The organism is Thioclava pacifica DSM 10166, assembly GCF_000714535.1.
GTDB classification, from domain to species: Bacteria; Pseudomonadota; Alphaproteobacteria; order Rhodobacterales; family Rhodobacteraceae; genus Thioclava; species Thioclava pacifica.
In genome coordinates this window covers 367,723-392,536 of the sequence record NZ_AUND01000023.1, presented here as the reverse complement: position 1 = coordinate 392,536, position 24,814 = coordinate 367,723, and the positions used below count along the sequence as shown (strand labels likewise).

Annotated in this window: 21 protein-coding genes and 1 tRNA gene; 10 read left to right on the top strand and 12 right to left on the bottom strand. The window is 65.5% G+C overall.

What is annotated here, in order from left to right:
• From dut to TP2_RS11150, 4 genes are all read right to left on the bottom strand, one after another.
• Positions 1-471: a dUTP diphosphatase gene (gene dut / locus TP2_RS11165; RefSeq protein WP_038077271.1), complete on the bottom strand. Its 471-nt coding sequence runs from the start codon at positions 469-471 to the stop codon at positions 1-3.
• Between the two features lie 129 nt (positions 472-600).
• Positions 601-1,809 carry a bifunctional phosphopantothenoylcysteine decarboxylase/phosphopantothenate--cysteine ligase CoaBC gene (gene coaBC, locus TP2_RS11160; protein WP_038077270.1) on the bottom strand — a complete coding sequence of 403 codons (1,209 nt, stop codon included), beginning with the start codon at positions 1,807-1,809 and terminating at the stop codon, positions 601-603.
• 58 nt (positions 1,810-1,867) lie between these two features.
• Entirely contained in the window at positions 1,868-2,680 is an 813-nt protein-coding gene (locus TP2_RS11155) for a ChaN family lipoprotein (protein ID WP_038077269.1), read from the bottom strand.
• Positions 2,677-3,555, bottom strand: a complete 879-nt coding sequence (locus tag TP2_RS11150; protein WP_084714190.1) for an RNA polymerase factor sigma-32 — start codon at positions 3,553-3,555, stop codon at positions 2,677-2,679. The genes TP2_RS11155 and TP2_RS11150 overlap by 4 nt, the downstream gene beginning before the upstream one ends.
• Positions 3,556-4,019: 464 nt before the next feature.
• Here TP2_RS11150 and TP2_RS11145 point away from each other — a divergent pair, with 464 nt between their 5' ends.
• The gene (locus tag TP2_RS11145) at positions 4,020-5,531 is read left to right on the top strand and encodes a YifB family Mg chelatase-like AAA ATPase (protein WP_038077268.1); all 1,512 of its coding nucleotides are present in this window, start codon (positions 4,020-4,022) and stop codon (positions 5,529-5,531) included.
• Here TP2_RS11145 and TP2_RS11140 read toward each other — a convergent pair.
• From TP2_RS11140 to rsmI, 4 genes are read right to left on the bottom strand one after another with little or no spacing between them, the layout of a single operon-like run.
• The gene (locus tag TP2_RS11140; protein WP_038077267.1) at positions 5,512-6,420 is read right to left on the bottom strand and encodes an alpha/beta hydrolase fold domain-containing protein; all 909 of its coding nucleotides are present in this window, start codon (positions 6,418-6,420) and stop codon (positions 5,512-5,514) included. The two genes, TP2_RS11145 and TP2_RS11140, sit on opposite strands and share 20 nt — an antisense overlap.
• A gap of 1 nt (position 6,421) precedes the next feature.
• Positions 6,422-7,363 (bottom strand): glutathione synthase, encoded by a 942-nt coding sequence (gene gshB, locus TP2_RS11135; RefSeq protein WP_038077266.1) that lies wholly within the window; start codon positions 7,361-7,363, stop codon positions 6,422-6,424.
• A gap of 59 nt (positions 7,364-7,422) precedes the next feature.
• Positions 7,423-7,788 (bottom strand): YraN family protein, encoded by a 366-nt coding sequence (locus TP2_RS11130; protein WP_038077265.1) that lies wholly within the window; start codon positions 7,786-7,788, stop codon positions 7,423-7,425.
• Positions 7,785-8,663: a 16S rRNA (cytidine(1402)-2'-O)-methyltransferase gene (rsmI, locus tag TP2_RS11125; protein ID WP_038077735.1), complete on the bottom strand. Its 879-nt coding sequence runs from the start codon at positions 8,661-8,663 to the stop codon at positions 7,785-7,787. Before rsmI ends, TP2_RS11130 begins: the two co-directional genes overlap by 4 nt.
• 146 nt (positions 8,664-8,809) lie before the next feature.
• On the opposite strand from rsmI, the gene TP2_RS11120 reads away from it, so the two are divergent.
• The 3 genes from TP2_RS11120 (at position 8,810) to murJ (ending at position 14,364) form a co-directional block, all read left to right on the top strand.
• Positions 8,810-9,985 (top strand): penicillin-binding protein activator, encoded by a 1,176-nt coding sequence (locus TP2_RS11120; RefSeq protein WP_038077264.1) that lies wholly within the window; start codon positions 8,810-8,812, stop codon positions 9,983-9,985.
• Positions 9,986-10,088: 103 nt separating this feature from the next.
• A complete protein-coding gene (locus TP2_RS11115) occupies positions 10,089-12,809 on the top strand; it encodes a [protein-PII] uridylyltransferase (protein ID WP_240473754.1) in 2,721 nt (906 codons plus the stop codon).
• A 1-nt stretch (position 12,810) separates the two neighbouring features.
• Positions 12,811-14,364 carry a murein biosynthesis integral membrane protein MurJ gene (gene murJ, locus TP2_RS11110; protein ID WP_038077262.1) on the top strand — a complete coding sequence of 518 codons (1,554 nt, stop codon included), beginning with the start codon at positions 12,811-12,813 and terminating at the stop codon, positions 14,362-14,364.
• Positions 14,365-14,373: 9 nt separating this feature from the next.
• On the opposite strand, the gene TP2_RS11105 is transcribed toward murJ, so the two are convergent.
• A complete protein-coding gene (locus TP2_RS11105; protein WP_206198340.1) occupies positions 14,374-15,378 on the bottom strand; it encodes a hypothetical protein in 1,005 nt (334 codons plus the stop codon).
• 58 nt (positions 15,379-15,436) lie between these two features.
• On the opposite strand from TP2_RS11105, the gene TP2_RS11100 reads away from it, so the two are divergent.
• The gene (locus TP2_RS11100; RefSeq protein ID WP_051692556.1) at positions 15,437-15,853 is read left to right on the top strand and encodes a hypothetical protein; all 417 of its coding nucleotides are present in this window, start codon (positions 15,437-15,439) and stop codon (positions 15,851-15,853) included.
• A 54-nt stretch (positions 15,854-15,907) separates the two neighbouring features.
• On the opposite strand, the gene TP2_RS11095 is transcribed toward TP2_RS11100, so the two are convergent.
• Positions 15,908-15,991: transfer RNA gene (locus TP2_RS11095), tRNA-Tyr, on the bottom strand.
• A gap of 128 nt (positions 15,992-16,119) precedes the next feature.
• Here TP2_RS11095 and rlmB point away from each other — a divergent pair.
• Together rlmB and TP2_RS11085 are read left to right on the top strand one after the other, a co-directional pair.
• Positions 16,120-16,893, top strand: coding sequence for a 23S rRNA (guanosine(2251)-2'-O)-methyltransferase RlmB (gene rlmB / locus TP2_RS11090; RefSeq protein WP_038077261.1), 774 nt, complete (start codon positions 16,120-16,122; stop codon positions 16,891-16,893).
• A gap of 271 nt (positions 16,894-17,164) precedes the next feature.
• Positions 17,165-17,584, top strand: a complete 420-nt coding sequence (locus TP2_RS11085) for a CoA-binding protein (protein WP_038077260.1) — start codon at positions 17,165-17,167, stop codon at positions 17,582-17,584.
• A 28-nt stretch (positions 17,585-17,612) separates the two neighbouring features.
• On the opposite strand, the gene trpS is transcribed toward TP2_RS11085, so the two are convergent.
• Positions 17,613-18,653 carry a tryptophan--tRNA ligase gene (gene trpS / locus TP2_RS11080; protein WP_038077259.1) on the bottom strand — a complete coding sequence of 347 codons (1,041 nt, stop codon included), beginning with the start codon at positions 18,651-18,653 and terminating at the stop codon, positions 17,613-17,615.
• 129 nt (positions 18,654-18,782) lie between these two features.
• Between trpS and TP2_RS11075 the strand changes: the two genes are divergently transcribed.
• On the top strand, positions 18,783-19,469 hold the full coding sequence (locus TP2_RS11075) for a rhomboid family intramembrane serine protease (protein WP_038077258.1): 687 nt from the start codon (positions 18,783-18,785) through the stop codon (positions 19,467-19,469).
• 133 nt (positions 19,470-19,602) lie between these two features.
• Positions 19,603-20,886 carry an O-acetylhomoserine aminocarboxypropyltransferase/cysteine synthase family protein gene (locus TP2_RS11070; RefSeq protein WP_038077257.1) on the top strand — a complete coding sequence of 428 codons (1,284 nt, stop codon included), beginning with the start codon at positions 19,603-19,605 and terminating at the stop codon, positions 20,884-20,886.
• A gap of 127 nt (positions 20,887-21,013) precedes the next feature.
• Here the strand turns inward: TP2_RS11070 and TP2_RS18650 are convergent, their stop codons facing one another.
• Positions 21,014-21,526 carry a hypothetical protein gene (locus TP2_RS18650; RefSeq protein WP_169739521.1) on the bottom strand — a complete coding sequence of 171 codons (513 nt, stop codon included), beginning with the start codon at positions 21,524-21,526 and terminating at the stop codon, positions 21,014-21,016.
• A gap of 1,158 nt (positions 21,527-22,684) precedes the next feature.
• Between TP2_RS18650 and TP2_RS18645 the strand changes: the two genes are divergently transcribed.
• Complete coding sequence (locus TP2_RS18645; RefSeq protein ID WP_169739520.1) at positions 22,685-24,763, top strand: hypothetical protein; 2,079 nt, start codon at positions 22,685-22,687, stop codon at positions 24,761-24,763.
• The last annotated feature ends 51 nt before the right edge of the window (positions 24,764-24,814 follow it).

Here is a 24,814-nt window from a genome sequence, read left to right as displayed (position 1 = left end):
TCAGCCTTTGCCCGTCGAGCCGAACCCGCCCGCACCGCGCGCGGTCTCGCCGAGCTCTTCCGTGATCTCGAAGCGCGCCTGCACCACGGGCGCAATGATCGCCTGGGCGATGCGCGCGCCATGTTCGATCAGGTAGGGCTCACGTCCAAGGTTGATCAGCAACACCCCGAGCGGCCCGCGATAATCGGCATCAATCGTGCCGGGGGTGTTGGGCAGGCTGATCCCATGCTTCAATGCGAGCCCGGAACGCGGCCGGATCTGCATCTCGAAACCTTCGGGGATTTCGACGCGCAGCCCGGTCGGCACGATCACGCGCTGCATCGGGTAAAGCGTGAAGCCGCTGACGCGATCCTCTGGTGCCAGATTGGCGCGGATATCGGCGCCCGCCGCCCCATGGGTCTCATAGCGCGGCAGCGCGATCTCGGGATCAGCCCAATCCTCGCGCAGAACCTTGATCGTGGGTGTGTTCACTGTCGCTCTCCTGCCCCGCCGCGCGCGGGTGTCACTTGCGGATGCCTCCGGCGGGGATATTTCGGGCAGTTGGAAACTGGGCGCGCAGTCTTGCCTCCAACTGCTCCAAATATCCCCCGCGGAGCGTCCTCACTCTCCAACGGTGCCCAGCGCCCGCGCGATGCGCGCGGCAAGCCCCCGGGCCACTTCGGTCTTGCTCATCCGCTCCCAGGTTTCGGCGCCTTGCGCGTCAATGATCGTCACCGCGTTTTCCGATCCCCCCATGATGCCGGTCGCGGGGCTCACGTCATTGGCGACGATCCAGTCACAGCCCTTGCGGGCGCGTTTTTCGGTGGCGTGGCGGGTAACCTCATGCGTCTCGGCGGCAAAGCCCACGACGAGACCGGGGCGCCCGGTTTCCATCTGCGAGATCGTCGCGAGGATATCGGGGTTCTCGGCGAATTCGAGCGTGGGCAGCTTGCCCGAGCCGTCTTTCTTCATTTTCTTCTCGGCGGCGTTGGCAACGCGCCAGTCGGCGACGGCGGCGGCGAAGATCGCGGCATCGGCGGACAGCGCGCCCTGCACGGCCTCAAGCATTTCACGGGCGGTTTCGACCTTGATCACCTTGACGCCATAGGGCGGCGGCACGGTGGCGGGGCCGGTCACGAAACTCACCTGCGCGCCGAGATCGCGCAGCGCCGCTGCCAGCGCCGTGCCCTGCGCCCCCGAGGAGCGGTTCGCGATGTAGCGCACCGGGTCGATCGGCTCGTGGGTGGGGCCGGAGGTGACGAGGATATGGCGGCCTTTCAGGGGGCCGTCGGCCAGCGCGTCCTCGATCGCGGCGAGGATCTGCGCGGGTTCGACCATCCGGCCCTCGCCGAACTCGCCGCATGCCATGTCGCCCTCCGTCGGGCCGACGAAAAGCACACCATCGGCTTTCAGCGTGGCGATGTTGCGCCGGGTCGCAGCATGCTCCCACATCCGCACGTTCATCGCGGGCGCGATCAGCACGCGTTTGTCGGTCGCGAGCAGCAGGGTCGAGGCAAGGTCATTGGCCAGCCCGTTGGCCATCTTCGCCATCAGATCCGCGGTGGCCGCGACCACGACGACCAGATCAGCGGCGCGCGACAGCTGGATATGGCCGATCTCGGCCTCGTGGGTCAGATCGAAGAGATCGGAATGGACCGCCTCGCCTGCCAGAGAGGACACCGTCAGCGGCGTCACGAATTCGGCCCCGGCCTTGGTCAGGACCGGGCTGACAGTCGCGCCCGCGCCCCGCAGGAGCCGGATCAGCTCGGGCGCCTTGAAGGCGGCGATGCCGCCGCCGATGATCAACAGGATGCGTTTGCCCGCAAGCATTTGCCCCTCCGCGTAAACTCTTCAAAGGGATAAGCGCCGGGGTGGCTCGGCGCAAGGATCACTTGAAGGCGGCGCAGGGGTCTTCGCGTGGCGTGGGGGGGGTTACGATCCACAGATCATAGGGCAGCGCGCCGGGATCGTCGCCCGGCTCGGCCTCGACCTGACCCAGAGCGACCACCTTCGCCGCAGGATCGGCCTTGCGGATCAGGGCCGGCACGGCGAGGTCGGTCCTGGCATGGCCTGAACCGGTGATCACCGCGACCGGGCCACCGGTCTCCTTGAGCGCCTGCACCGCGACGCGGGCGAAGGCGGCATCGCGGAAGCGTTGGGCGGCGACCATGCCGGGCAGCATCGCGGGCGGAAGCGCGTTGCAATGATCGACTTGCGCCTCCTCCTCGAGCTGTTTTTGCAGAGCCTCGGGATAAGGCTGGTCGAGCCCGTAGGCTGCCGCGTCGGCACCGAAAACCTCCGGCAGTGGTTTGCTCATCGCCGCGCGCACCACGTCGCGCGGCTGGGCTGCGCCATAGATCTTCGCGTCGCCCAGCGCGGCGAAAATCGGATAGTAGATCGCGAAGTCAGGCCAGCCAGCCTGTTCCCACCCCAGCGTCATGCCCAGCGCTTTCTCGTCATTCAGAAGCGCCGGCGTAATCTTGGCCGCCTGCCCCGGCGTGAGCTGCTCGAAGACCACGGCTCTGGGTTTCAATGACCGGATCGCGCGGGCCTGATTGAGGTGATGCAGCGGGTTGTCGTGAATCTCGCCCAACACGACGATATCGCCCGAGATCGCATCAAGCGCCTCGGGCGTGACCTCCTCGGCGAGAGCCGGGTAGGCAAAAGCAATTGTGAGAAGACCGAGGAGAAGCCGCTTCATACGAAGAAGCTTTGCACCTCGCCCTGATGCGTTTCAAGGGATTTGCGCATCTTGCCGAAGGCCTGCGCCTCGAGCTGACGAATACGCTCTTTCGAAAGACCCAGTTCGTCGCCGAGGCTTTCCAAGGTGCGCGGATCGTCGATCAGACGGCGTTCGGTGACGATGTAACGTTCCCGATCGGTCAACCCTTGCATCGCTTCGCCGAGCCAGACCCGCATCGTTTCGCCGTCATGGGTCTCGGCCACGGCCTCTTCGGGGCTCGCACCATCATCCTCGAGCGTGTCGACCCATTCGCGACCCTCTTCATCGCTCGACTGGGTGGCGTTGAGCGAAAAATCCGAGCCCGACAGGCGGCCTTCCATCATCTCGACATCGGCGAGCGGGACGCCGATCACTTCGGCAACACGCTGGCGCAGCTGCATCGCATCGAGTTGCTGGCCATCTTGCGCCGCTTCGCGCGACAGCTGTGCCTGCACCCGGCGCATGTTGAAGAACAGCGCCTTTTGCGACGAGGTCGAGCCTGTCCGAACCATCGACCAGTTGCGCATCACGAATTCCTGGATCGAGGCCTTGATCCACCACACTGCATAGGTCGAGAAGCGCACGCCGCGTTCGGGGTCGAACTTGTCGGCCGCTTTCATCAGCCCCAGCGAGGCTTCCTGAATCAGGTCGTTCATCGGAGCGCCGTAGCGACGGAACTTGGAGGCCATGGAGATGGCGAGACGCATATAGGCGGTGACAAGCCGGTGAAGCGCCTGTTCATCGCGTCGATCGCGCCAGGCCCGGGCGAGTTCCGCCTCGGTTTCCGCATCGAGAAACTCCGCGCGCATTGCTTCGCGAGGAAGGGTTTCGTCGGTCATACCATCAAGTGCCATTTACCAATCTCCCTGGGTCTCCCGCCCATTTGGACGCAGCCTAATGCGAGTGGCTGCATTGCTCTTACAATGCGCTTCTCATGAAAAGGTTCCTCACGGAAATGTTGATTTTGAGCTGTAACTTTGTGCATCCCCTGCCCTTGACGCGCGAATTTCGGAAAAAACAAAGAAATTTCAAATTCATAAGCCAAGCTTATCACATGATCTTGAGCGACACATATCGTAAGCCTGCTCACGAACTCTTGACTGACTGTAACGCTGCGGTGCCGAAACTTGCGCAAGAATGCGAAAACCGATGTGCAATCGCGCGCAATATCAAGCAATTGGAGTCTCTCGGCCGGATCGCGCCCTCGGGGTGCGAGAGAGTGAGTCGTGCCAAGAGTCACCCTCACGGGCGCCTTATCAAGCGTTAACCTTTCCTCAACCATGCTCCTCTAGCTCTGGGGTCAGCACCCGGAGGGGATATGGTCAGCCAGAGCTACACGGTCGCATTCGAGGGGGTGGAGGCCCGGCTGGTCGAGGTGCAATGCGCGCTCTCCGACGGGCTTCCGGCCTTCGCTGTCGTCGGCCTGCCCGACAAGGCGGTGCAAGAGGCGCGCGAACGGGTGCGCGCGGCACTCGGCGCGCTGGGCGTGGCGCTTCCGATGCAGCGCATCACCGTCAATCTCTCGCCCGCCGATCTGCCCAAGGAGGGGTCCCATTTCGACCTGCCGATCGCGCTGGCGCTACTGGGGGCAATCGGGCTTGTGCCACGCGACAAGTTGGAAAACCTCGTCGCGCTGGGAGAGCTGTCGCTCGACGGCCGTTTGCTGGCGGTCGCAGGCGCCCTGCCCGCCGCGATGGCCGCCGCGACCAGCGAGCGCAGCCTGATCTGTCCGAAAGGCTCCGGTGCAGAGGCCGCCTGGGTCGGCGCTGCCGAAGTCATCGCGCCCGCCACCCTCTCCGCCGCGATCGACCATCTGAGCGGGCGTACCCCGCTCGATCCGGCCAGTCCCGGCCTCATCTCGCCTGATCCGCACCCACGCGACCTGCGCGACGTGAAGGGGCAGGAACGCGCCAAGCGCGCGCTGGAGATCGCCGCTGCAGGCCGCCACCACCTGATGATGATCGGCGCGCCCGGCTCGGGCAAATCCATGCTCGCCGCGCGACTGCCCTCGATCCTGCCCGAGATGAACCCGGAGGAGATGCTGGAAACCTCGATGATCCACTCGCTTTCGGGGCTGATCGACGAAGGCGGGATTTCGCGTGCACGCCCCTTCCGCGAGCCCCACCACACTGCCTCGATGGCCGCGATGATCGGCGGCGGCCGCGGCGCGCGGCCCGGCGAGGTGAGCCTTGCCCATAACGGGGTGCTGTTCATGGACGAGTTCCCCGAATTTCCGCGCGCTGTCCTCGAGACCCTGCGCCAGCCGATCGAGACCGGCGAGGTCGTCGTCTCACGTGCCAATGCGCATATGCGCTACCCCTGCCGTTTCCTTCTGGTTGCGGCGGCGAACCCGTGCAAATGCGGCTATCTGGGTGATCCCGAACGGGCCTGTTCGCGCGCGCCATCCTGTGGCGAGGATTATCTTGCGCGGATCTCGGGGCCCCTGATGGACCGGTTCGACCTGCGCCTTGAAGTGCCGCCTGTGCGTTATGCCGATCTTGATCTGCCTGCATCGGGCGAGCGATCGGGGACGGTCGCGGCACGCGTGGCGCAGGCCCGTGCGCTGCAATCGCGGCGCTTTGCACACGCCCCGAACGTGCGTGTCAACGCCGAGGCGGAAGGGGCGTTGCTTGAAGAAATCGCGATGCCCGATACCGAAGGGCGCGCATTGCTATCGCGCATGGCCGAACGTGTCGGGCTCTCCGCGCGCGGCTATCACCGGGTGTTGCGGGTCGCACGCACGATCGCAGATCTCGACGGAGAAGATGAAGTGCGTCAGCCCCATATCGCCGAAGCCCTGAGTTATCGGATCACCGCGCAGGCAGGTTGAGCATCGCGCGCGCGGCCTTCGCCGCATCTTCCAGCGCGGCCCGTGCCTCGGGCACGCGCCCATCGAAGAACTGCCAGACATGGGGCGCGTCGGGCCAGCTCTGCACCGTCACCTCGGCATCGAACGCACGAAGCCGATCCGCCATGCGCAATGCATCATCGGCGAGAATCTCCGTCATCGAATGCTGGATCAGAACCGGCGGCGCATTGGGGAAGGTCGCAAAAAGTGGCGAGGCTTCGGGATCGCTGGCGGGATGACCTTGCAACACCAGATCGACCGTGTCCCCGATCCGCTCGACCGGCAGGAGCGCGTCTCTCTTCGCATTCGTGCGCAGGCTGGCCCCCGAACAGGTGAGATCCGTCCAAGGTGAAAACGCGATCACGCCCGCGGGTGCCCGCCCTTGCCCGCACAGCCGGCCCAGAAGTGACAGCGCCAACCCGCCGCCCGCACTGTCGCCCGCCAGAACGATGCACCCGGGCTCGTAGCCCGCAGCAATGAGCGCGTCGAAGCCCGCCTCCGCATCCTCGAGCGCCGCCGGAAAGGGCGCTTCGGGGGCGAGCCGATAGTCGGGGGCGACCACCTCAAGCCCGCTCAGTTGCGCCAAGCGCGCGGCGAGCCCGCGATACATCCAGGGCGAACCCGCGACATAGCCGCCGCCATGGAAGTAAAGGATCACAGCGCCCTGGGCTGTCGGACCCACCCGAAGCGAAAGGGCGGGCCGCTCCCCGAGCCGAGTCTGCAAGAGGCACAGGCCTTTGGGCTCGCGCACCACCCAGCTCGCCATCCGCTCCATTTCGCGCCGCGTCGCAACCGGGTCACGAAAGCGCCGCACCATCGGCTTGGCCGCGATCCGCAGCCAGGCGTTCAGGTATGTGAGCCGGATCGACATATCAGCCTCGCTTCGCCTCGATGGCCTCCCAGATCCGCGCCGCGATGTTCACACCGTCGAACCGCTCGAGCTCCTGGATGCCGGTCGGCGAGGTCACGTTGATCTCCGTGAGCCAGTCTCCGATCACGTCGATCCCGACGAAGATCTGTCCCTTCTCACGCAAAACCGGCCCGATCGTCGCACAGATCTCGCGATCACGCTCGGTCAGCTCGACCTTTTCGGGCCGCCCGCCGACATGCATGTTCGAACGGGTCTCGCCCTCGGCGGGTACCCGGTTGATCGCGCCGACCGCCTCGCCATCGACGAGAATGATCCGCTTGTCGCCCTTCGAGACCGCGGGCAGGAACTTCTGTGCGATCAGCGGCTCGCGATTGATGCCCATGAAGAGCTCATGCAGCGAGGAGAGATTGCGGTCGTTCGGGTCAAGCCGGAACACCCCTGCCCCCCCATTGCCGTAGAGCGGCTTGAGGATGATGTCGCCATGCTTGGCCTTGAAATCGCGAATCACGGAAAGATCCCGTGCGATCAGGGTCGGCGGCGTGAGATCGGGGAAATTCAGCACCAGAAGCTTCTCGGGCGAGTTGCGCACCCAGAACGGATCGTTGACGACGAGCGTCTGCGGATGGATCCGCTCGAGCAGATGGGTCGTGGTGATGTAGCCCATATCGAAGGGCGGGTCCTGACGCAGCCAGACGACATCCCAACCCGCCAGATCGACCTCGATTTCCTCGCCAAGCGTGAAATGATTGCCCCGCTCGCGACGGACCGTCAGCGGCCAGCCTCGTGCAAGAATCCGCCCCTCGCGATAAATCAGCCGGTCAGGCGTATAGTAGAACAGCTCATGTCCCCGCGCCTGCGCCTCCTCGGCGATGCGAAAGGTACTGTCGGCCCCGATATCGATCGCTTCGATCGGGTCCATCTGAATTGCGACTTTCAAACCCATTCGCGCCCCCTTTCATTGCAGCCTTGATGCAATGTGGCGCGCGCCAATGCAATCTCAACTCACATTCCGAGATAGGCATTCTCCAGAACCCGGATCTGGCCAACCTCGTCGACCAGCGCCAGATCGAAGCGGACCTTGCGGTTCGTATTGGCCGGAACCGGATGGCGCATCAGGTATTCCTCGACCGAAACGCAGATCCGCCGCATCTGACGCGGGCTCAGGCGTTCGGCCGCCCGGGCATGGCTGCGCGATTTCTTCACTTCGATGAAAATCAACGTGTCACCGTCGCGCGCGATCAGGTCGATCTCGCCCCCGAAACGACCACGCCAGCGATGTGCGGTCACCTCGCGGCCACCGCGCTCGTAAAGACGCGCCACCTGCTCTTCGGCGGCGAGCCCGGAATAGTAGGACAAAGCTCCGCTCATTGTTCTTTCTCCAGTGCCAGCGCGGCTTGATAGACCTTGCGCCGTGGCAGCCCGGTCTGGGCTACAACCTCATCGACGGCATCGCGCAGGCTTGCCTGCGCCATGACTTCGCGCAGCCGTGCCTCAAGCTCTTCCTCCCCGATCTCCACCGCATGGGCACGATCGATCACGAGGACGATTTCGCCCTTCACCGGGGCCTCAGCCAAACTTTGAGAGATCTCGCTCAGGCTGCCCCGGCGTACCTCTTCGAAGCGTTTGGTCAATTCGCGACACAACGCCGCTTGCCGTTCTCCACCGAACACTTGCACGCAATCCCCTAACATTTCGCGAATGCGTTTGGGGCTCTCATAAAATACCAGCGTCGCGGGGATCGGCTTGAACTCCGCAAGCCAGTTGCGCCGTGCGCCACGTGTGTTCGGGGCGAAACCCGCGAAAAGGAACCGGTCGCTCGGCAGGCCCGAGAGTGTCAGCGCGGTCAGCACCGCCGAAGGCCCCGGGGCGCTGTGCAGCGCAAATCCCGCCTCGATCACCGAGCGTGCGAGCTGATAGCCAGGGTCCGCGACCAGCGGCGTGCCGGCCTCCGAGGCATAGACGACGCTGCGACCCTCTTCGATCGCGCGCAGGATTTTCGGGCGCATCGCCGCCCCGTTATGGTCGTGATAGGCGAGCAGCGGGCGCCCGGCGAGCGACACGCCGTGGATCTCCATAAGGTGGCGCAGGCTGCGCGTGTCTTCGGCAGCCAGCACATCCGCCGAGCGCAGCAGGTCAAGCGCGTGCAGGGTGATGTCGCGCGCGGCCCCGATGGGGGTCGCGATGAAGTAGAGCCCGGGTGCGAGCCCGCCATTGCCGCGCGTTTGCACCTCACCGCTCGGCATGGTCTTGCCGGTTTTGTCTGGCTCCTGCATGGGCCCTCTCATCCGCTGCCTGGATCGTTTACTTCGCGCCGGGTTATGCGTAGGCTCTGGCGCGCGCTGCAGCGCGTTGCGAACCAGTTTTCCCGAACGCCCATAAAGGACGTAGCATGTTTGATCTTCTCCGTAACCCCCGTGCCCTCGCCGCCCGAATCGTCGCAATTTTCGCGCTGTTCTGGCTTGCTGCCTGTCAGCCCGGAGGCACCGGAAATACCGGCCAGCGCATTGACACGAACGCGCCGGTGAAGGTCGCACTGCTGGTGCCGGCAGGGTCGGGCAATGCCGGGGACGAGACGCTTGCCGCCCAGCTGCGCAATGCCGCGAATATGGCGATCGCGGATCTGCAGGGCGTGAAGATCGACCTTCAGGTCTACAACACCGCCGGCAGCCCGGCGCAGGCCGCAGCGATGGCGAGCAAGGCGGTCGATGAGGGTGCGAAGATCATCCTCGGGCCGGTCTATGCGGAATCGGCCAATGCGGCAGGCCTCGCGGTTGCCTCGCGCAACGTCAACGTGCTCGCCTTCTCGAACGTCACCAGCGTTGCCGGTGGCAATGTCTTCGTGCTTGGCCCGACCTTTGAGAATACCGCGAACCGGCTCGTGTCCTACGCGGTGCGTCAGGGCAAGCGTCGGATCATGGTCGTGCACGAGCAGACCACCGCGGGCGAGATCGGCGCACAGGCGATCCAGACCGCGATCTCGCGCCGGGGCGGGTCGCTCGCGGGCGTCGCGTCCTATCCGTTCTCGCAGCAGGGTCTCGTTGATGCGACGCCGCAGATTGCGGGCCGCGTGAAAGCGGGAGATGTGGATGCGGTCTTCATGACCGCCGATACCGCGGGTGCGCTGCCGCTGCTCACGCAGCTGATGTCCGAACAGGGCGTCAACCCGCAGACGACGCAATATATGGGCCTCACGCGCTGGGATATCCCGCCGGCGACGCTGGCGCTTCCGGGCGTGCAGGGCGGCTGGTTCGCCAAGCCCGATCCGGGTCTTCAGGCGCAATTCGCTTCACGCTACCAAGCCGCCTACGGCTCGGCGCCGCTCGCGATCGCAGGGCTCGGCTATGACGGCATCGCTGCGATCGGCGCGCTCGTCAAATCGGGCAACGCGAACGCGCTGACCAAGCAGGCGCTAACCCAGCCCTCGGGCTTTGTCGGCGTGAACGGCGTGTTCCGCCTGCTGCCCGACGGCACCAATGAACGCGGGCTTGCCATCGCGCAGGTCCAGAACGGCCAGGCCGTGGTGATCGACCCCGCGCCGCGCAGCTTCGGTGGGGCCGGGTTCTGATCCCGCGCCCTTCCATATCAGCAGAGGGCCCGAGAAGGGACGAGACCGAGCAGTGAGCACCAAGACCGACATCGCCCCGGACCTTTCCGGGGCGCCCCTCCTTCTGAAGGACGACCTTCTTTTCGACGCGCTCGACACCGCGATCGGCGATCTGAGCGAACCGCGCGAGATCCGCGCCGCGACAGTGGCCTTCCTTGCCGAAGAGCGCGCCCGCGCCAATGACTGGATCGAGACGGACTTCCTGACCCATCCGCGTGCTGCGCGCGCCACTGTTGAGGCCTATGCGCAGATGACCGACGGCATCGTGCGCTCGGTGCTGCGGGTCGCCACGACCCGGCTGCACCGGCTGGGCACGCCGACCGAGGCCGAACGTTTTGCGGTGCTCGCGGTGGGCGGGTATGGCCGCGCCGAAATGGCGCCCCATTCCGATGTCGACCTGCTGTTCCTCACCCCTTACAAGATCACCCCCTGGGCCGAGAGCGTGGTCGAATCCATGCTCTACATCCTGTGGGATCTGAAGCTGAAGGTCGGCCATTCCTCGCGCACGCTCGACGATTGCATCCGGCTCGGTCGCGAGGACATCACGATCCGTACCGCCCTTCTCGAACATCGCTGCGTGGGCGGTGACGAGAAACTGGCCGAGGCGCTTTCGCTGCGGCTGCGTCACGATCTTTTCGAGGGTAGCGAGGCCGAGTTCATCGAGGCGAAACTGGCCGAGCGTTCACAACGCCACCGCCGTCAGGGTGGCCAGCGCTACGTGCTCGAACCCAACGTCAAGGAGGGCAAGGGTGGCCTGCGCGACCTGCAAACCCTCTACTGGATCGGCAAGTATATCCACCATGTCGGCCGCGCTCGCGAGCTGATGGAAATCGGCGCATTCTCGCCCGAGGAATACGACACTTTCCACGATGCCGAAGATTACCTCTGGGCGGTGCGCTGCCATCTCCACCTGATCGCACACCGCGCCGCCGATCAGCTCACCTTCGACATGCAGGTCGAGGTGGCCGAGCGCATGGGCTATCGCGATCTCGCGGGGCGCCGCGCGGTCGAGGTCTTCATGCAGGATTATTTCCGCCATGCGACCGCCGTGGGCGATGTGACGCGGATCTTCCTGACCAAGCTCGAAGCCCAGCACGTCAAGAACGCTCCCGTGCTGCAACGGATCTTCCGCCGCCGGCGCAAGCTCAAGGCACCTTATTTCGAGGAAAACGGGCGCATCAATGTCGCCGATGAAAAGGCTTTCCTCGCCGATCCGGTGAACCTGCTGCGGCTTTTTGAGGAAGGCTTGCGCACGGGGATGCTGATCCACCCCGATGCGATGCGTCTGGTTTCGGCCAATCTCGATCTGATCGACGAAGATATGCGCAACGACCGCGAGGCGCAGCGGATCTTTCTCGATCTGCTGCTGAAACACGGCAACCCGGAGCGCGCGCTGCGGCGGATGAACGAGTTGGGCGTGCTGGCCGCCTTCATCCCGGAATTCGAGCCGATCGTGGCGATGATGCAGTTCAACATGTATCACAGCTACACGGTGGACGAACACACGATCCAGGTCGTCTCGACGCTGGCACAGATCGAGCGGCGCGAGCTGATCGAGGACCTGCCGCTGAGCTCGCATATCCTCGAAGAGGGGATCAATCGCAAGGTGCTCTACGTGGCGCTGCTGCTCCATGACATCGGCAAGGGCCGACCCGAGGATCACTCGATCCTGGGGGCCAAGATTTCGCGCAAGGTCGCGCCGCGGCTTGGGCTCAATCAGGAGGAATGCGAGACGGTCGAATGGCTGGTGCGCCATCACCTGCTGATGTCGGACGTGGCGCAGAAACGCGACCTTTCGGACCCGCGCACGATCCGTGATTTCGCGCGGCAGGTGAAGTCGCGCAAGCGGCTCGATCTGCTGACCGTGCTGACCGTCTGCGACATTCGCGGCGTTGGGCCGAACGTGTGGAACAACTGGAAGGCGACGCTGCTGCGCAAGCTCCATGCCGAGACATCGCTTGCGCTCGAGCACGGGCTCGAGGCGGTCAATCGCGAGCAGCGCACCGACGAGGCCAAACGTGCGCTGCGCGAGGTGCTCGATACGCTGGGCGATTGGGATGCGCGCGAGATCCGCGCCGAACTCGGGCGCCATTACGATCCCTATTGGCAATCGCTCAATACCGCCAATCACGAGATCTTCGCGCGGCTGTTGCGCGGGCTGGGCGATGACGAGATCCGCATCGACCTGCATCCCGATGACGATCACGACGCCACGCGGGCCAGTTTCGCACTGGCCGACCACCCCGGTATCTTCTCGCGTCTTGCGGGCGCGCTGGCGCTGGTCGGGGCGAATGTCGTCGACGCGCGCACTTATACGTCGAAGGACGGCTATGCGACGGCGGTGTTCTGGATTCAGGATGCCGAGGGCCATCCCTACGAGGCCTCCAAGCTGCCCCGCCTGCGCGGCATGATCGAAAAGACGCTGAAGGGCGAAGTGGTCGCGCGCGATGCGCTCAAGGATCGCGACAAGATCAAGAAGCGCGAGCGGGAGTTCAAATTCCCGACCCATATCACCTTCGACAACGAGGGCTCGGATATCTACACGATCATCGAGGTGGATACGCGCGACCGCCCCGGCCTGCTCTATGACCTGACGCGGGCGCTGGCTTCGAACAACATCTCGATCTCCTCGGCGGTGATCGCGACCTACGGGGCGCAGGTGGTCGACAGCTTCTACGTCAAGGACATGTTCGGTCTGAAACTGCATTCACAGTCGCGCCAGGAGGCGCTGGAAAACCGTCTGCGCGACGCGATCGCCTCGGGTGCGAAGCGGGCGGGCAACTGAGATGAAACCGATCCGCCTGGTGCGCGGCTTCATGACGGTGGGCGGCTGGACGATGGCGAGCCGCGTGCTTGGCTTTGCGCGCGACATGATGATCGCGGCTTTCCTGGGCGCGGGCCCAGTGGCCGAGGCCTTCCTCGTGGCCTTCTCTCTGCCGAACCTCTTCCGCCGCTTCTTCGCCGAGGGCGCGTTCAACACCGCCTTCATCCCGATCTTCTCGAAGAAGCTGGAGGGCGGCGAGAACGCGCAAGGGTTTGCGCGCGAGGCGATGGGGGGGCTCGCCTCGGTGCTGATCGTGCTGACGCTGGTGGCCTCGGCCGCGATGCCGTGGCTTGTGCTGGCGATGGCCTCGGGCTTTGCCGCCGATGAGCGCTTCGAGATCGCCACGACCTATGGGCGCATCGCCTTTCCCTATATCCTGTTCATCTCGCTCGGGGCGCTGCTGTCGGGCGTGCTGAACGCGGCCGGTCACTTTGCCGCTGCCGCCGCCGCGCCGGTGCTGCTGAACGTGGTCTTCGTGCTGGCGATGGTGCTGGCCGATCATTTCGGCCTGCCGGTGGGCGATGCGCTCGCGTGGTCCGTGCCGCTTGCGGGCGTGGCGCAGCTGGCGCTGGTCTGGGTGGCGGCATGGCGCGCGGGCTTCAAGATCATCCCCGCCCGGCCCCGCCTGAGCCCCGACATGAAGCGCCTGATCCGCATCGCGATCCCGGCCATGCTCGCGGGGGGCGTGGTGCAGATCAACCTGCTGGTGGGCCGTCAGGTCGCCTCGCATTTCGACGGCGCGATCGCCTGGCTGAACTATGCAGACCGGCTTTACCAGCTGCCGCTCGGCGTGGTGGGCATTGCGATTGGCGTGGTGCTGCTGCCGGACCTGTCGCGCCGCCTGCGCGCCCATGACATGGCGGGCAGCCGCTATTCCTTCTCGCGCGCGGGCGAGTTCGCGCTACTGCTGACCGTGGGCCCCGCCGTGGCGCTTCTGGTCGCCGCGCAGCCCATCGTCTCGGTCCTGTTCGAGCGCGGCCAGTTCACCCATGACGACACCATCGCCACCGCTTGGGCCACCGCGATCTACGGGCTCGGCCTGCCCGCCTTCGTGCTGCAAAAGGTGCTGCAACCGCTCTATTTCGCCCGCGAGAACACCCGCACGCCGTTCAATTACGCGCTGGTCGCGATGGTGGTGAATGCGGTGCTGGCCATCGGACTTTCGCCTTTCATCGGCTATCTCGCCGCCGCCTGCGGCACCACCTTCGCCGCTTGGGCGATGGTCGGGCAGCTCTGGCTCGGCTCCCGGTCGATGGGAGAAGCTGCGCATTTCGATCACCGCTTTCATCGTCGTCTGCCGCGCATCGTGATTTCCGCGGTGGTGATGGGGCTGGCGATCTGGGTCGCGACCTGGGCCATGCCCGGCCTCTTTGCCGTGCCGGGGCTGCGCGCATTGGCGCTGCTGGGGCTCGTGCTGTTCGGAATGGCGGTCTATTTCGGCACCGCGATCGCAATCGGGGCGATGCACATGGCCGATCTCAAGGGTGCGGTGCGCAAGGGGCCGGGCGGCGCCTGACCCCACCCCTCAACGCAGCCAGAGCTTTGCGCGCTTGATCCGGTTGCGCAGCATCTTCTCGGTGCGCGGCATGCCTTCCTCGGCGATGAGCGCGCGCAGCTTGCGGCCCTTGCCCTGATAGATCAGCTTCTTCGCGGGCTCGTAGGCCTTGAGAACCTTCTTGATCGGGTTGGGGGCCACAACCGCCTCGACCATCTCGATTGCCGCATCGCTCTCGCGCGCATAGAGTAACGGCAGCGCGCGGTAATGACAGCTCACCGAACCATCGAGCCCGTCAAGCTCCGGCCCCGGCCGCCCTCCCCCGAAGGAATGGATCACCAGCGGCAGCGCCACCTGATCGAGCCAGGGATCGAGCGACTGGCAGGCCAGTTCGTCAGGCGCCTCGTCGCGGATCTCGCGCGCATAGCGCAGGAAGCGCGCGCCGAACTCTGCCGGGTCCGCCCCGAAGAACCAGCCCGCGTTGAAATACATGTAGCGCCGCCAATACTCGTCGGGCTGGCTTAGATCGAGCGTGTCTTCGAACCCGTCCAAGCCGAACTTATCGTAGAGCGATTTCCAGATCGCGGTATAGCCGGGCCCGTAGAGCGGCGGCTCGGGCCAGGTTCCGGTGCGGCGCATCGAGGCGGAGGGCTTCGTGAAATCGAACCCCACCTCCGAGAGCGCCCCGGTGAAGACCGTATCGGTATCGAAGAAGACAAAAGGTTCGCCCGCGGGCAGCGCCGCGAGAGCCTCGATCTTGTTGCCATAGGGGTAGGACTGGCCGAAGACCTTGCTCTCGAAAGGCACGATCTCGGCCCCCGCCGCTTCGAGAATCGCACGCACCGGCCCCGAGATTCGTACCTCCTCGGACCAGCGCGATCCGGGCTGCGGTTCAGCGACCAAGAGCCGGCCGGCGAAATCGGGATTTGCCGCGCGGAAACTCAGTACGAAAAGGATAGCCTCGTATTCCAGACGACCCGATTGTGCGATGCAGAAGACGTTGAAGGGTTGAGATTTCAGGGGTTTCACCGTCATACTGCCGCCTAGGGAGGATTTTTGCGCAGTATAGCGACAAAGCCCGGGGGTGAAAGTGATGAGCGTGCGGAAGTTGAGCGGGGCCGTTCTGGCAGCGATGCTGGGAGCGGTACCGGTGGCGGCGCAGAATTTCACCACCGCCGCGGAAGTCCGTCCGATCCTCGACATGACGCGCAATTCCTGGGTCGCGATCCGTGAATATGGCGACAATGATCTGGTGTATTTCACCCATCTTCTCGCGTGGCGCTGCGGGCTGAGCGAGATCCGCTACGGCTTCAACGGTGCCGCACCGAAATCGAAGTTCAAGATGGAGAAGTGCCACGAAGGCAGCGCCCAGCCCAATGCGATCGCGGGTGACAACGTCTTCGTGTCGCAACCCAAGGGTTCGGTGAAAGATGTCCGCGTGAAGCTGATCTACGACGATGGCAGCACCGAGGAAGCCCGCTTCAAGCGCAATGCGGTGCTCTCGCGCTAAGATATCTGCAAACCCCGGAGGCTTGCCAGATCACCAGTTCCGAAAAGGGGGAAGTGGTGGGTGACCCTGGAATCGAACCAGGCATGGGTCTCCCCGGCGGAGTTACAGTCCGCTGCCGCACCTTGCAGCACGTCACCCGACGCTGGGCGGGAGATACAAAAGGGGGCGGGGGGCGTCAAGAGCCGGATTTGCGAAAATTCACCCCCCGAGATCGCGGCTTGCCAAAGCCCGGCTTTGCGCGCAGGTAGGGGCCAAAGGAGAGCGCCATGAAAAAACCGGCCTGGGTGATCGAGAAGGAACGTGCCAAGCGCGCGGCGGCATCGGAGACGGTGTGGCTGTTCGGCCTGCACGCGGTGCGCGATGCGCTCCAGAATCCGATGCGCGAGCGGTTGCAGCTGGTCTGTTCCAAGAATGCCGCGGACAAGCTGGCCGACGCGATCGCGGCTTCGGGCATGGAGCCCGAGATCGTCGATGTGCGCAAGTTCGACAAGCATGTGCCGATCTCGCAGGATTCGGTTCACCAAGGGGCCGCGCTCGAGGTCAAACCGCTCGACTGGGGCGCGCTGAAGGATGTCTGCTATGATGCGCGCATCGTGGTGCTGCTCGACCGGGTGACCGACCCGCATAACGTGGGCGCGATCCTGCGGTCAGCCGAAGTCTTCGGCGCAGCCGCCGTAATTGCCCCGCATCGCCATTCCGCGCCCGAGACCGGGGCGCTGGCCAAGACCGCAAGCGGCGCGCTGGAGCGGCAGCCCTATCTGCGCGTGAAGAACCTCTCCGACGCGATGGAGGAGTTGCGCGCGATGGGCTTCCGCCTGGTGGGGCTTGCGGGAGAGGCGAGCATGAGCCTGCAAGACGGGCTGAGCGAAGCGGGCGTGGAGCCGGTGGCGCTGGTGCTCGGCGCCGAAGGTCCGGGCCTGCGCGAAAAGACCCGCGAGACCTGCGACCGGCTGGTGCGCATCCCCTTCGCCGGGGAGTTCGGCTCGCTCAACGTCTCGAATGCGGCGGCGGTATCGCTCTATGCGGCGGCAAACCGCTGATTTTCACAAACACGCGAGCTTTTGTCGCAAAGGTCTTTAAGACCGGCGAGGGCCTCCCTATCTCTTTAACAGAAGCGCCGCTCCGGAACCGCAGCGCTTCTAGTTCACTGTCCCTCGTTCCGCCACTTATGCGCCCCTGCTTCATGCTCGGGCGCATTTTTCTTGGCCTGGGAAGGTGCCCGGCCTATCGCATGAATGCCTTGCCCGATACGCGTTCTTGAAGCGATCCGGCATTTCTCCCTATATCGGAACGGCAAGACAGGAGGGCCCCATGCAAGACGAGATTCGCGATATTCTGCGCGAGGCGAAGGTGATCGCCGTGGTGGGGATTTCGCACAAGCCCGAGCGCCCGTCCTACGATGTCGCGCGCTATCTGCAATCGAAGGGCTATCGGGTGATCCCGGTCAATCCCGGCCTCGCGGGGCAGGAATTGCTGGGCGAGACGGTCTATGCCGATCTCGGCGCGATCCCGGATGAGATCGAGGTCGATATGGTCGACGTGTTCCGCCGCTCCGAGGCCGTGCCCGAGGTGGTCGAGGACGCGCTGGCCCATCTTCCCAAGCTGCGCACGATCTGGATGCAGCTCGGCGTCCGGCATGACGAGGCCGCGGAAAAGGCCCGTGCAAAGGGCGTGCGCGTGGTGATGAACCGCTGTCCGAAGATCGACTATCCGCGCCTGATGATGGGCTGAGGGGGCAAGCCGCCCCCTCCCATTTCGATCAGCGCGAGCGGATCATCCCCATGATTTCAAGCGTCTTGCCGAGGATCGGCTGCGCGATCTCGTCGGCACGGTTCGCGCCATCGCCGAGGGTCCGGTCGATCTCGGCGGGGTCGTTCATCAGCCGGGTCATTTCGTCCGAGATCGGCGCGAGTTTCGCGACTGCGAGGTCCGCCAACGCCGGTTTGAACTTGCCGAAGCCCTCGCCACCGAACTCGCCCAGCACCTGGTCCGGCGTCATGTCCGCCAGCGCCGCGTAGATGTTCACGAGGTTGCGTGCCTCGGCCCGGTCCTTGAGCCCGTCCAGCTCGGAGGGCAGCGGCTCGGGATCGGTCACGGCCTTGCGGATCTTCTTCGCGATCGTGTCGGCATCGTCGGTCAGGTTGATGCGGCTTGCATCCGAGGGGTCGGATTTCGACATCTTCTTCGTGCCGTCGCGCAAGGACATCACGCGGGTCGCGGCGCCCTCGATCAGCGGCTCGGGCGATGGGAAGAACTCGGTCTTGAAGTCATGGTTGAACTTCGCCGCGATGTCGCGGGTCAGTTCGACATGCTGCTTCTGATCCTCGCCCACCGGCACCATCGTCGCGTGATAGAGCAGAATGTCAGCCGCCATCAGCGCGGGATAGGCGTAAAGGCCAAGCGAGGCTTTCTCGGCATTCTTGCCGGCCTTGTCCTTGAACTGGGTCATCCGGTTCATCCAGCCCAGACGGGCGACGCAGTTGAGCGCCCAGGCCAGTTCGGCATGGGCCGAGACCTGGCTTTGGTTGAACAGGATCGAGCGCTTCGGGTCGACGCCCGAGGCGATGAAGGCGGCGGCGGCTTCGCGGGTGTTGCGGCGCAGCGCTTCGGGCTCTTGCCAGACCGTGATCGCATGCAGGTCGACGAGGCAGTAGATCGTCTCGATCCCTTCGTCCTGCTTCTGGGCGAAACGCTTGAGCGCGCCCAGATAGTTGCCCAGCGTCAGCCCACCCGAGGGCTGGATGCCGGAGAAGATCCGCGGTTTGAAATTGGCGTTCGGGGTCTGCGCTTGCTCGCTCATCTGATGCTCCTGATCTGCGGGGGGTGGAAGCCCGCCGTAAGGATCTCCCGGGGTGGAAATCCGCTCCCCGCTCGCTTATCGCTAAAGCGCAAAGGGCGCAACTGAGCCCGCGAGCAGGAGAGGCCAGATATGCGCGACGGTTATGACGAACACCCGGTGAACCCGCTCCCCCCGGTGGTCTGGCTGCTCGCGCTGCCGATCATCGCGACCGAACTGTTCTTCGCGATGGGCGGAAGCGGGCTGATCGGCGGGCCGGGCGCTGCGGGCTGGCGGCTCGATGCGCTCCAGACATTCGCCTTCTCGCCGCAACTGATGCGCGCGATGGTCGAGACCGGGCAATACCCGCCAGAACAGCTGATGCGACTGGTGACCTATCCCTTCGTGAACGCCTCGGTGACGCAGGCGATTTTCGTACTCGTTTTCCTGCTGGCGCTCGGCAAGATGGTGGGCGAGGTCTTCTCGAACCTCGCGGTGGCCGTGGTGTTTCTCGGTTCGAGCATCGTCGGCGCGCTGGTCTATGCCGCGCTGCCCTTCACCGAGATCGGGCTCTATGGCGGCTATCCGGGCGATTACGGGTTGATTGGCGCTTTCACCTGGATCCTGTGGACGCGGCTCGGGCAGGAAAACGCGAACCAGATGCGGGCCTTTTCGCTGATCGGCGCGCTGATGGGGATCCAGCTGATCTTCGCGATGATCTTCGGCGCGCGGCCTGACTGGATCGCCGATCTCGTGGGGTTCGCGACCGGCTTCGTGCTGAGCTTCCTCGTCGCTCCGGGGGGAATGAAACGCACGTTGCAGCGGTTGCGGCGGCGCTAAGCCAACCGGACGCGCGCTACCGTCAGTATCCAAGCCAAGCCAGCCGCCCGGCCTCCCATTGCCGAAAACGAATGTGTTTGAAGCCCCTCGGGCGCACCGCTAACGTCGCGCCCGAGAACAGAGGAGCCCCGAGATGTCCGACTACAAATTCGACACGCTTCAGATCCACGCCGCCGCCGCACCCGATCCGGCGACCGGCGCGCTGCAGGTGCCGATCTACCTGACCACCGCTTACGCCTTCAAGGATGCCGACCATGCGGCGCGGCTCTTCAACCTCGAAGAGGTGGGCTACATCTATTCGCGCCTGACCAACCCGACGGTGATGAAGCTCGCCGAGAAGGTCGCCGTGCTCGAAGGCGGCGCGGGCGGGGTGGCCTGTTCCTCGGGACACGCGGCGCAGATCATGGCGCTCTTCCCGCTGATGGGACCGGGACTGAACGTCGTCGCGTCGACCCGGCTTTATGGCGGTACGATCACCCAGTTCAGCCAGACGATCAAACGCTTCGGCTGGTCGGCCAAATTCGTCGATTTCGACGATCTCGACGCGCTGGAAGCGGCGGTGGACGAGAACACCCGCGCGATCTTCTGCGAGTCGATCTCGAACCCGGGCGGCTACATCACCGATATCCCGGCAGTGGCAAAACTGGCCGACAAGCTCGGCCTGCCGCTGATCGTCGACAACACGCTCGCCACGCCCTACCTGTGCCGGCCGATCGAGATGGGCGCGACGCTCGTCGTCCATTCGCTGACGAAATATATGACCGGCAACGGCACCGTCACTGGCGGCTGCGTGATCGACAGCGGCAAGTTCGACTGGTCGGCCTCGGACAAGTTCCCCTCGCTCAGCGCCCCCGAGCCCGCCTATCACGGCCTGAAGTTCCACGAGGCGCTGGGGCCGATGGCCTTCACCTTCCACTCGATCGCGGTGGGCCTGCGCGACCTCGGCATGACGATGAACCCGCAAGGGGCGCATTACACGATGATGGGCCTCGAGACGCTCAGCCTGCGCATGGACAAGCATGTCGCCAACGCCAAGGCCGTGGCCGAATGGCTCGAGAACGATCCGCGCATCGATTTCGTGACCTATGCCGGGCTCGAGAGCTCGCCCTGGCACGATCGCGTCGCCAAGGTCTGCCCGAAAGGTGCCGGCGCACTTTTCACCGTCGCGGTGAAGGGCGGCTATGAGGCCTGCGTGAAGCTGGTGAACAATCTCAAGCTTTTCAGCCATGTCGCGAATCTGGGCGATGCCCGCTCGCTGATCATCCATTCCGCCTCGACCACGCACCGCCAGCTGACCGAGGCGCAACAGATCGCCGCAGGAGCCGCGCCGAACGTGGTCCGGCTCTCGATCGGGATCGAGAATGCCGAAGATCTGATCGCAGATCTCGATCAGGCGCTGGCAGCGGCAACCGCCTGATCCGCAAGGGTCCGAGCGCAGATTTTCACAATTTGGCCCGCCCCGGATCCGCTCCGGGGCGGGTTCACTGTGGAAAACCGGCAATCTGCCGCTCGCCCCCTCCGCGACGCTTTTCAGGGGGCGCAAACTACTTTACGAAGATGTGAGTATCCCGCGTTCCTGACGGCCCAAGCCCATCGAAATGAAACCCGATTTTGCATTGATCCTTTCGCATGACGGCATCGCCTTGGTGCATCGCGCGAAGGAGGGTTGGCGGCTTCTGGGCGAGGTTTCGCTGGAAGGCGACGATCCCGGCCCCGCAATCGAGGCACTGCGCGACAAGGCGCGCGCAATCGCGCCGCGCGGATTTGCGACCAAGCTCGTCCTGCCGGATTCTCAGATCCTCTACAGCGCGATCTACGCGCCCGGCCCCAGCCCCGCGCAGCGCCGCCGCCAGATCGAAACCGCGCTTGAAGGCATGACCCCTTATCCGGTTTCGGATCTGGTCTATGATTTCGCGGGCGGCGGGCAGACCGTGCAGGTCGCTGTGATCGCGCGCGAGACCTTGGGCGAGGCGGAAGGCTTCGCGGAAAGCTACGGCTTCAACCCGATCAGCTTCGTCGCGGCGCCCGAGCCCGCGGATTTCCCTGCCGAGCCGCATTTCGGCCTGACCTCCGTCGCCGCGCGCTACATACCCGAAGGCGCGCGCGTCGATCCCGACCCGCAGGTCATCGTGCTGCTGCCGCCCGAGCCCGCTGCGGCCCCCGCGCCTGCGCCGGAGCCCGCGCCTGCGCCGGAGCCCGTCCCGGAGCCAAACACCCCATCCGTTGCGGAGACGCCCGAGCCCGCCGCCCCTCTCGTTCTGGAGGCGGAAACCGGCAAGGACATACCAGCGCCCGCGCCGGTCCTTGACGCCGATGGTGCATCCGATCAGGAACCTGCGCCGGAAACTCTCGAAACAGAGCCTGAGCCTGAGCCTGAGCCTGAGCCTGAGCCTGAGCCTGAGCCTGAGCCTGAGCCTGAGCCTGAGCCTGAGCCTGAGCCTGAGCCTGAGCCTGAGCCTGAGCCTGAGCCTGAGCCTGAGCCTGAGCCTGAGCCTGAGCCTGAGCCTGAGCCTGAGCCTGAGCCTGAGCCTGAGCCTGAGCCTGAGCCTGAGCCTGAGCCTGAGCCTGAGCCTGAGCCTGAGCCTGAGCCTGAGCCTGAGCCTGAGCCTGAGCCTGAGCCTGAGCCTGAGCCTGAGCCTGAGCCTGAGCCTGAGCCTGAGCCTGAGCCTGAGCCTGAGCCTGAGCCTGAGCCTGAGCCTGAGCCTGAGCCTGAGCCTGAGCCTGAGCCTGAGCCTGAGCCTGAGCCTGAGCCTGAGCCTGAGCCTGAGCCTGAGCCTGAGCCTGAGCCTGAGCCTGAGCCTGAGCCTGAGCCTGAGCCTGAGCCTGAGCCTGAGCCTGAGCCTGAGCCTGAGCCTGAGCCTGAGCCTGAGCCTGAGCCTGAGCCTGAGCCTGAGCCTGAGCCTGAGCCTGAGCCTGAGCCTGAGCCTGAGCCTGAGCCTGAGCCTGAGCCTGAGCCTGAGCCTGAGCCTGAGCCTGAGCCTGAGCCTGAGCCTGAGCCTGAGCCTGAGCCTGAGCCTGAGCCTGAGCCTGAGCCTGAGCCTGAGCCTGAGCCTGAGCCTGAGCCTGAGAACGCTGCGGCTGACGCAGCCGCCGAGCAAGAGCCTGTCGAACTCGTGGAGCCCGAAGAAGACGGGATCGCGCCAGAGGAATTGGCCGAGCTTGGCGCGCTCGATCTGCCGCCCGAGCCTGTCGCGGAACTGCCGCAGGAAGCCGACATGCTGGACGGTCTGCTCGACGAGCCGGCGCCAGAGGACGCGCAGCCTGAGATCGTCGACCGCGAAATTCCCTCGTCGCAGGCCAGCGACGCCCCTTCGAGCGACAACGCTGCGTCCGAGACCACGCCTTCGGACACGCCTGACGAGGCCGTCTCCGATCGCGCCGAGGATCTGCCGCCCAAGCCGCCCGAGAAACTTATTGCCGCCTTTGCGACGCGCCGCGAAGGGGACGCCGCTCTGGATGAAACTGTGGCCCCGCGCCTCGGCGGCGTTGGCCGCCTGAGCCCGCCGCAGCCCGACCGCAAGAAGATCCTGACCGGCGAGGCCGGGATCACTGCGCCCAAGCTTGATCTGCCCGAACCCGATCCGCGCTTTGCCCCGCCTGAACCCAAGGTGGCGGAAAAGGCCGCGAAGGCGATGGGTCGCGCCGCGCGCAAGGGGCTTGGCGGCACAGCGGCCCTTGGCCAGAAAACCGCGAATGCTTTGGCCAAATCGCGTCCGGCGAAGCCCGCGCAAGCACAATCGGCTGCCGAGGCGCAGCCGGAAAAAACCGTCTTTGGAGGCGAGAAACGTGCGCCCGTGGGTGGCAAACCGCGCTATCTCGGGGCGATGCTCACCGGTGCGCTGGTGATCTTGCTGGCGATTATCGCGCTCTGGTCAAGCCTGCTCAAAGATCCGGTCGGCCCCGAAGAGATCGCGCAGATCCCCGCTGCACCAAGTGCACCGCCCGAGGTCTCGCAGCCTGTCGACACCGCAACCGCGCCGGAAGCGACCTCACCCGCTGAAACGACGCCCGAGCCGGAACCTGCGACGCCTGAACCCGCGCCGCAGCCCGAGGCCGAAGCTCCTGCGCCCGAGCCGGACACGCCGCCGGCCGAGATGCCCGCGCTTCCGCAGGTCACGCTCGCCCCCCCGCAGCCAGCAACTGCCCCCGAGGCCGCAGCGGAGCCCGCGCCGCAAGCCGAGCCTGCCGCGGATCCTTCCGGCACTCTGTCGACGGCGAGCCCTACGACCCTGCCTCCCTTCGACGCGACACCGCTGCCGCCGCCGGTGGCCGAACCCGCGCCCGAACCGGAAGTCACCCCCACGCCCGAGGGCACCGAGATGCCGGGCGGCTTCACGCTTTACGCGGGCAAACCTGACATCGTGCCGGCACCGCGCCCCGATGTGGTGAGCGATGCCTATGCCGCGACCTTGCCGCCAACACCCGAAGCGACCTTCGAGGCGCTCCCGGCACTCAGCGGTTTCACCCCGAAGCCCCGGCCGGATGATCTGACCGGCGCGGCACCCGACGCGACCCCGGAACCCGCCCCGGCGACGCCTCCGGCGGATCAGACCGCCCCACCGACCCCCACGCCGCCGGTCGATCAGGGCGCGCTCGATCCCGCGCTTCAACCGAACCCGGAGCTGCAAGACACGCGCCCGACGGCGCGCCCCGAGGACGTAACCCGGCTCGCGGCAAGCCAGGCGCCGTCCGCAGAACCGGCGGCCGCCGCCAATCCCGAACTCGCCGCCGTCCGCCCCGAGCGTCGCCCCGCGACGATTCAGGATGCGGTTCAGGGGGCGGTCGCCGCGCAGGATGCCGCTGCCGCTGCCAATAGCGACCCGTTTGCAGGCGCGACCACACTCGCCGTCGCCCGCTCGGCCAATCCGCCGGAGAAACCGCGCAACTTCTCGCGCTCGGTCGAGCGCGCGCTGGCCGCGGCGATCGCAGCCGAGCCCGCGCCCTCCGTCGCCGTAGCGGCAGCCGCAGCCCCCGCCCCGGCCCCCAAGGCCCAGCCGGTCGAGATCGACGAGCCCGAGCCCGTTGCGCCCGCGCCAAAACTGCCGACCTCGGCCTCGGTCGCCAAACAGGCCACCGAAAAGAACGCGATCAACCTGCGCAAGATCAACCTGATCGGGCTTTACGGCTCCTCATCGAACCGTCGCGCGCTGGTGCGCCTGTCCAACGGGCGCTTCGTGAAGGTGGGTGTGGGCGACCGGCTCGATGGCGGTAAGGTCACGGCGATCGGCTCGGGCCAGCTCACCTACAAGAAGGGCTCGCGCAGCTACACGCTCAAGCTGCTCGAAGGCAGCTGACGCAAGGCCGCCCCGCAACCGCTGCATGCCCGGCGACGCCGCGCCCTCTTG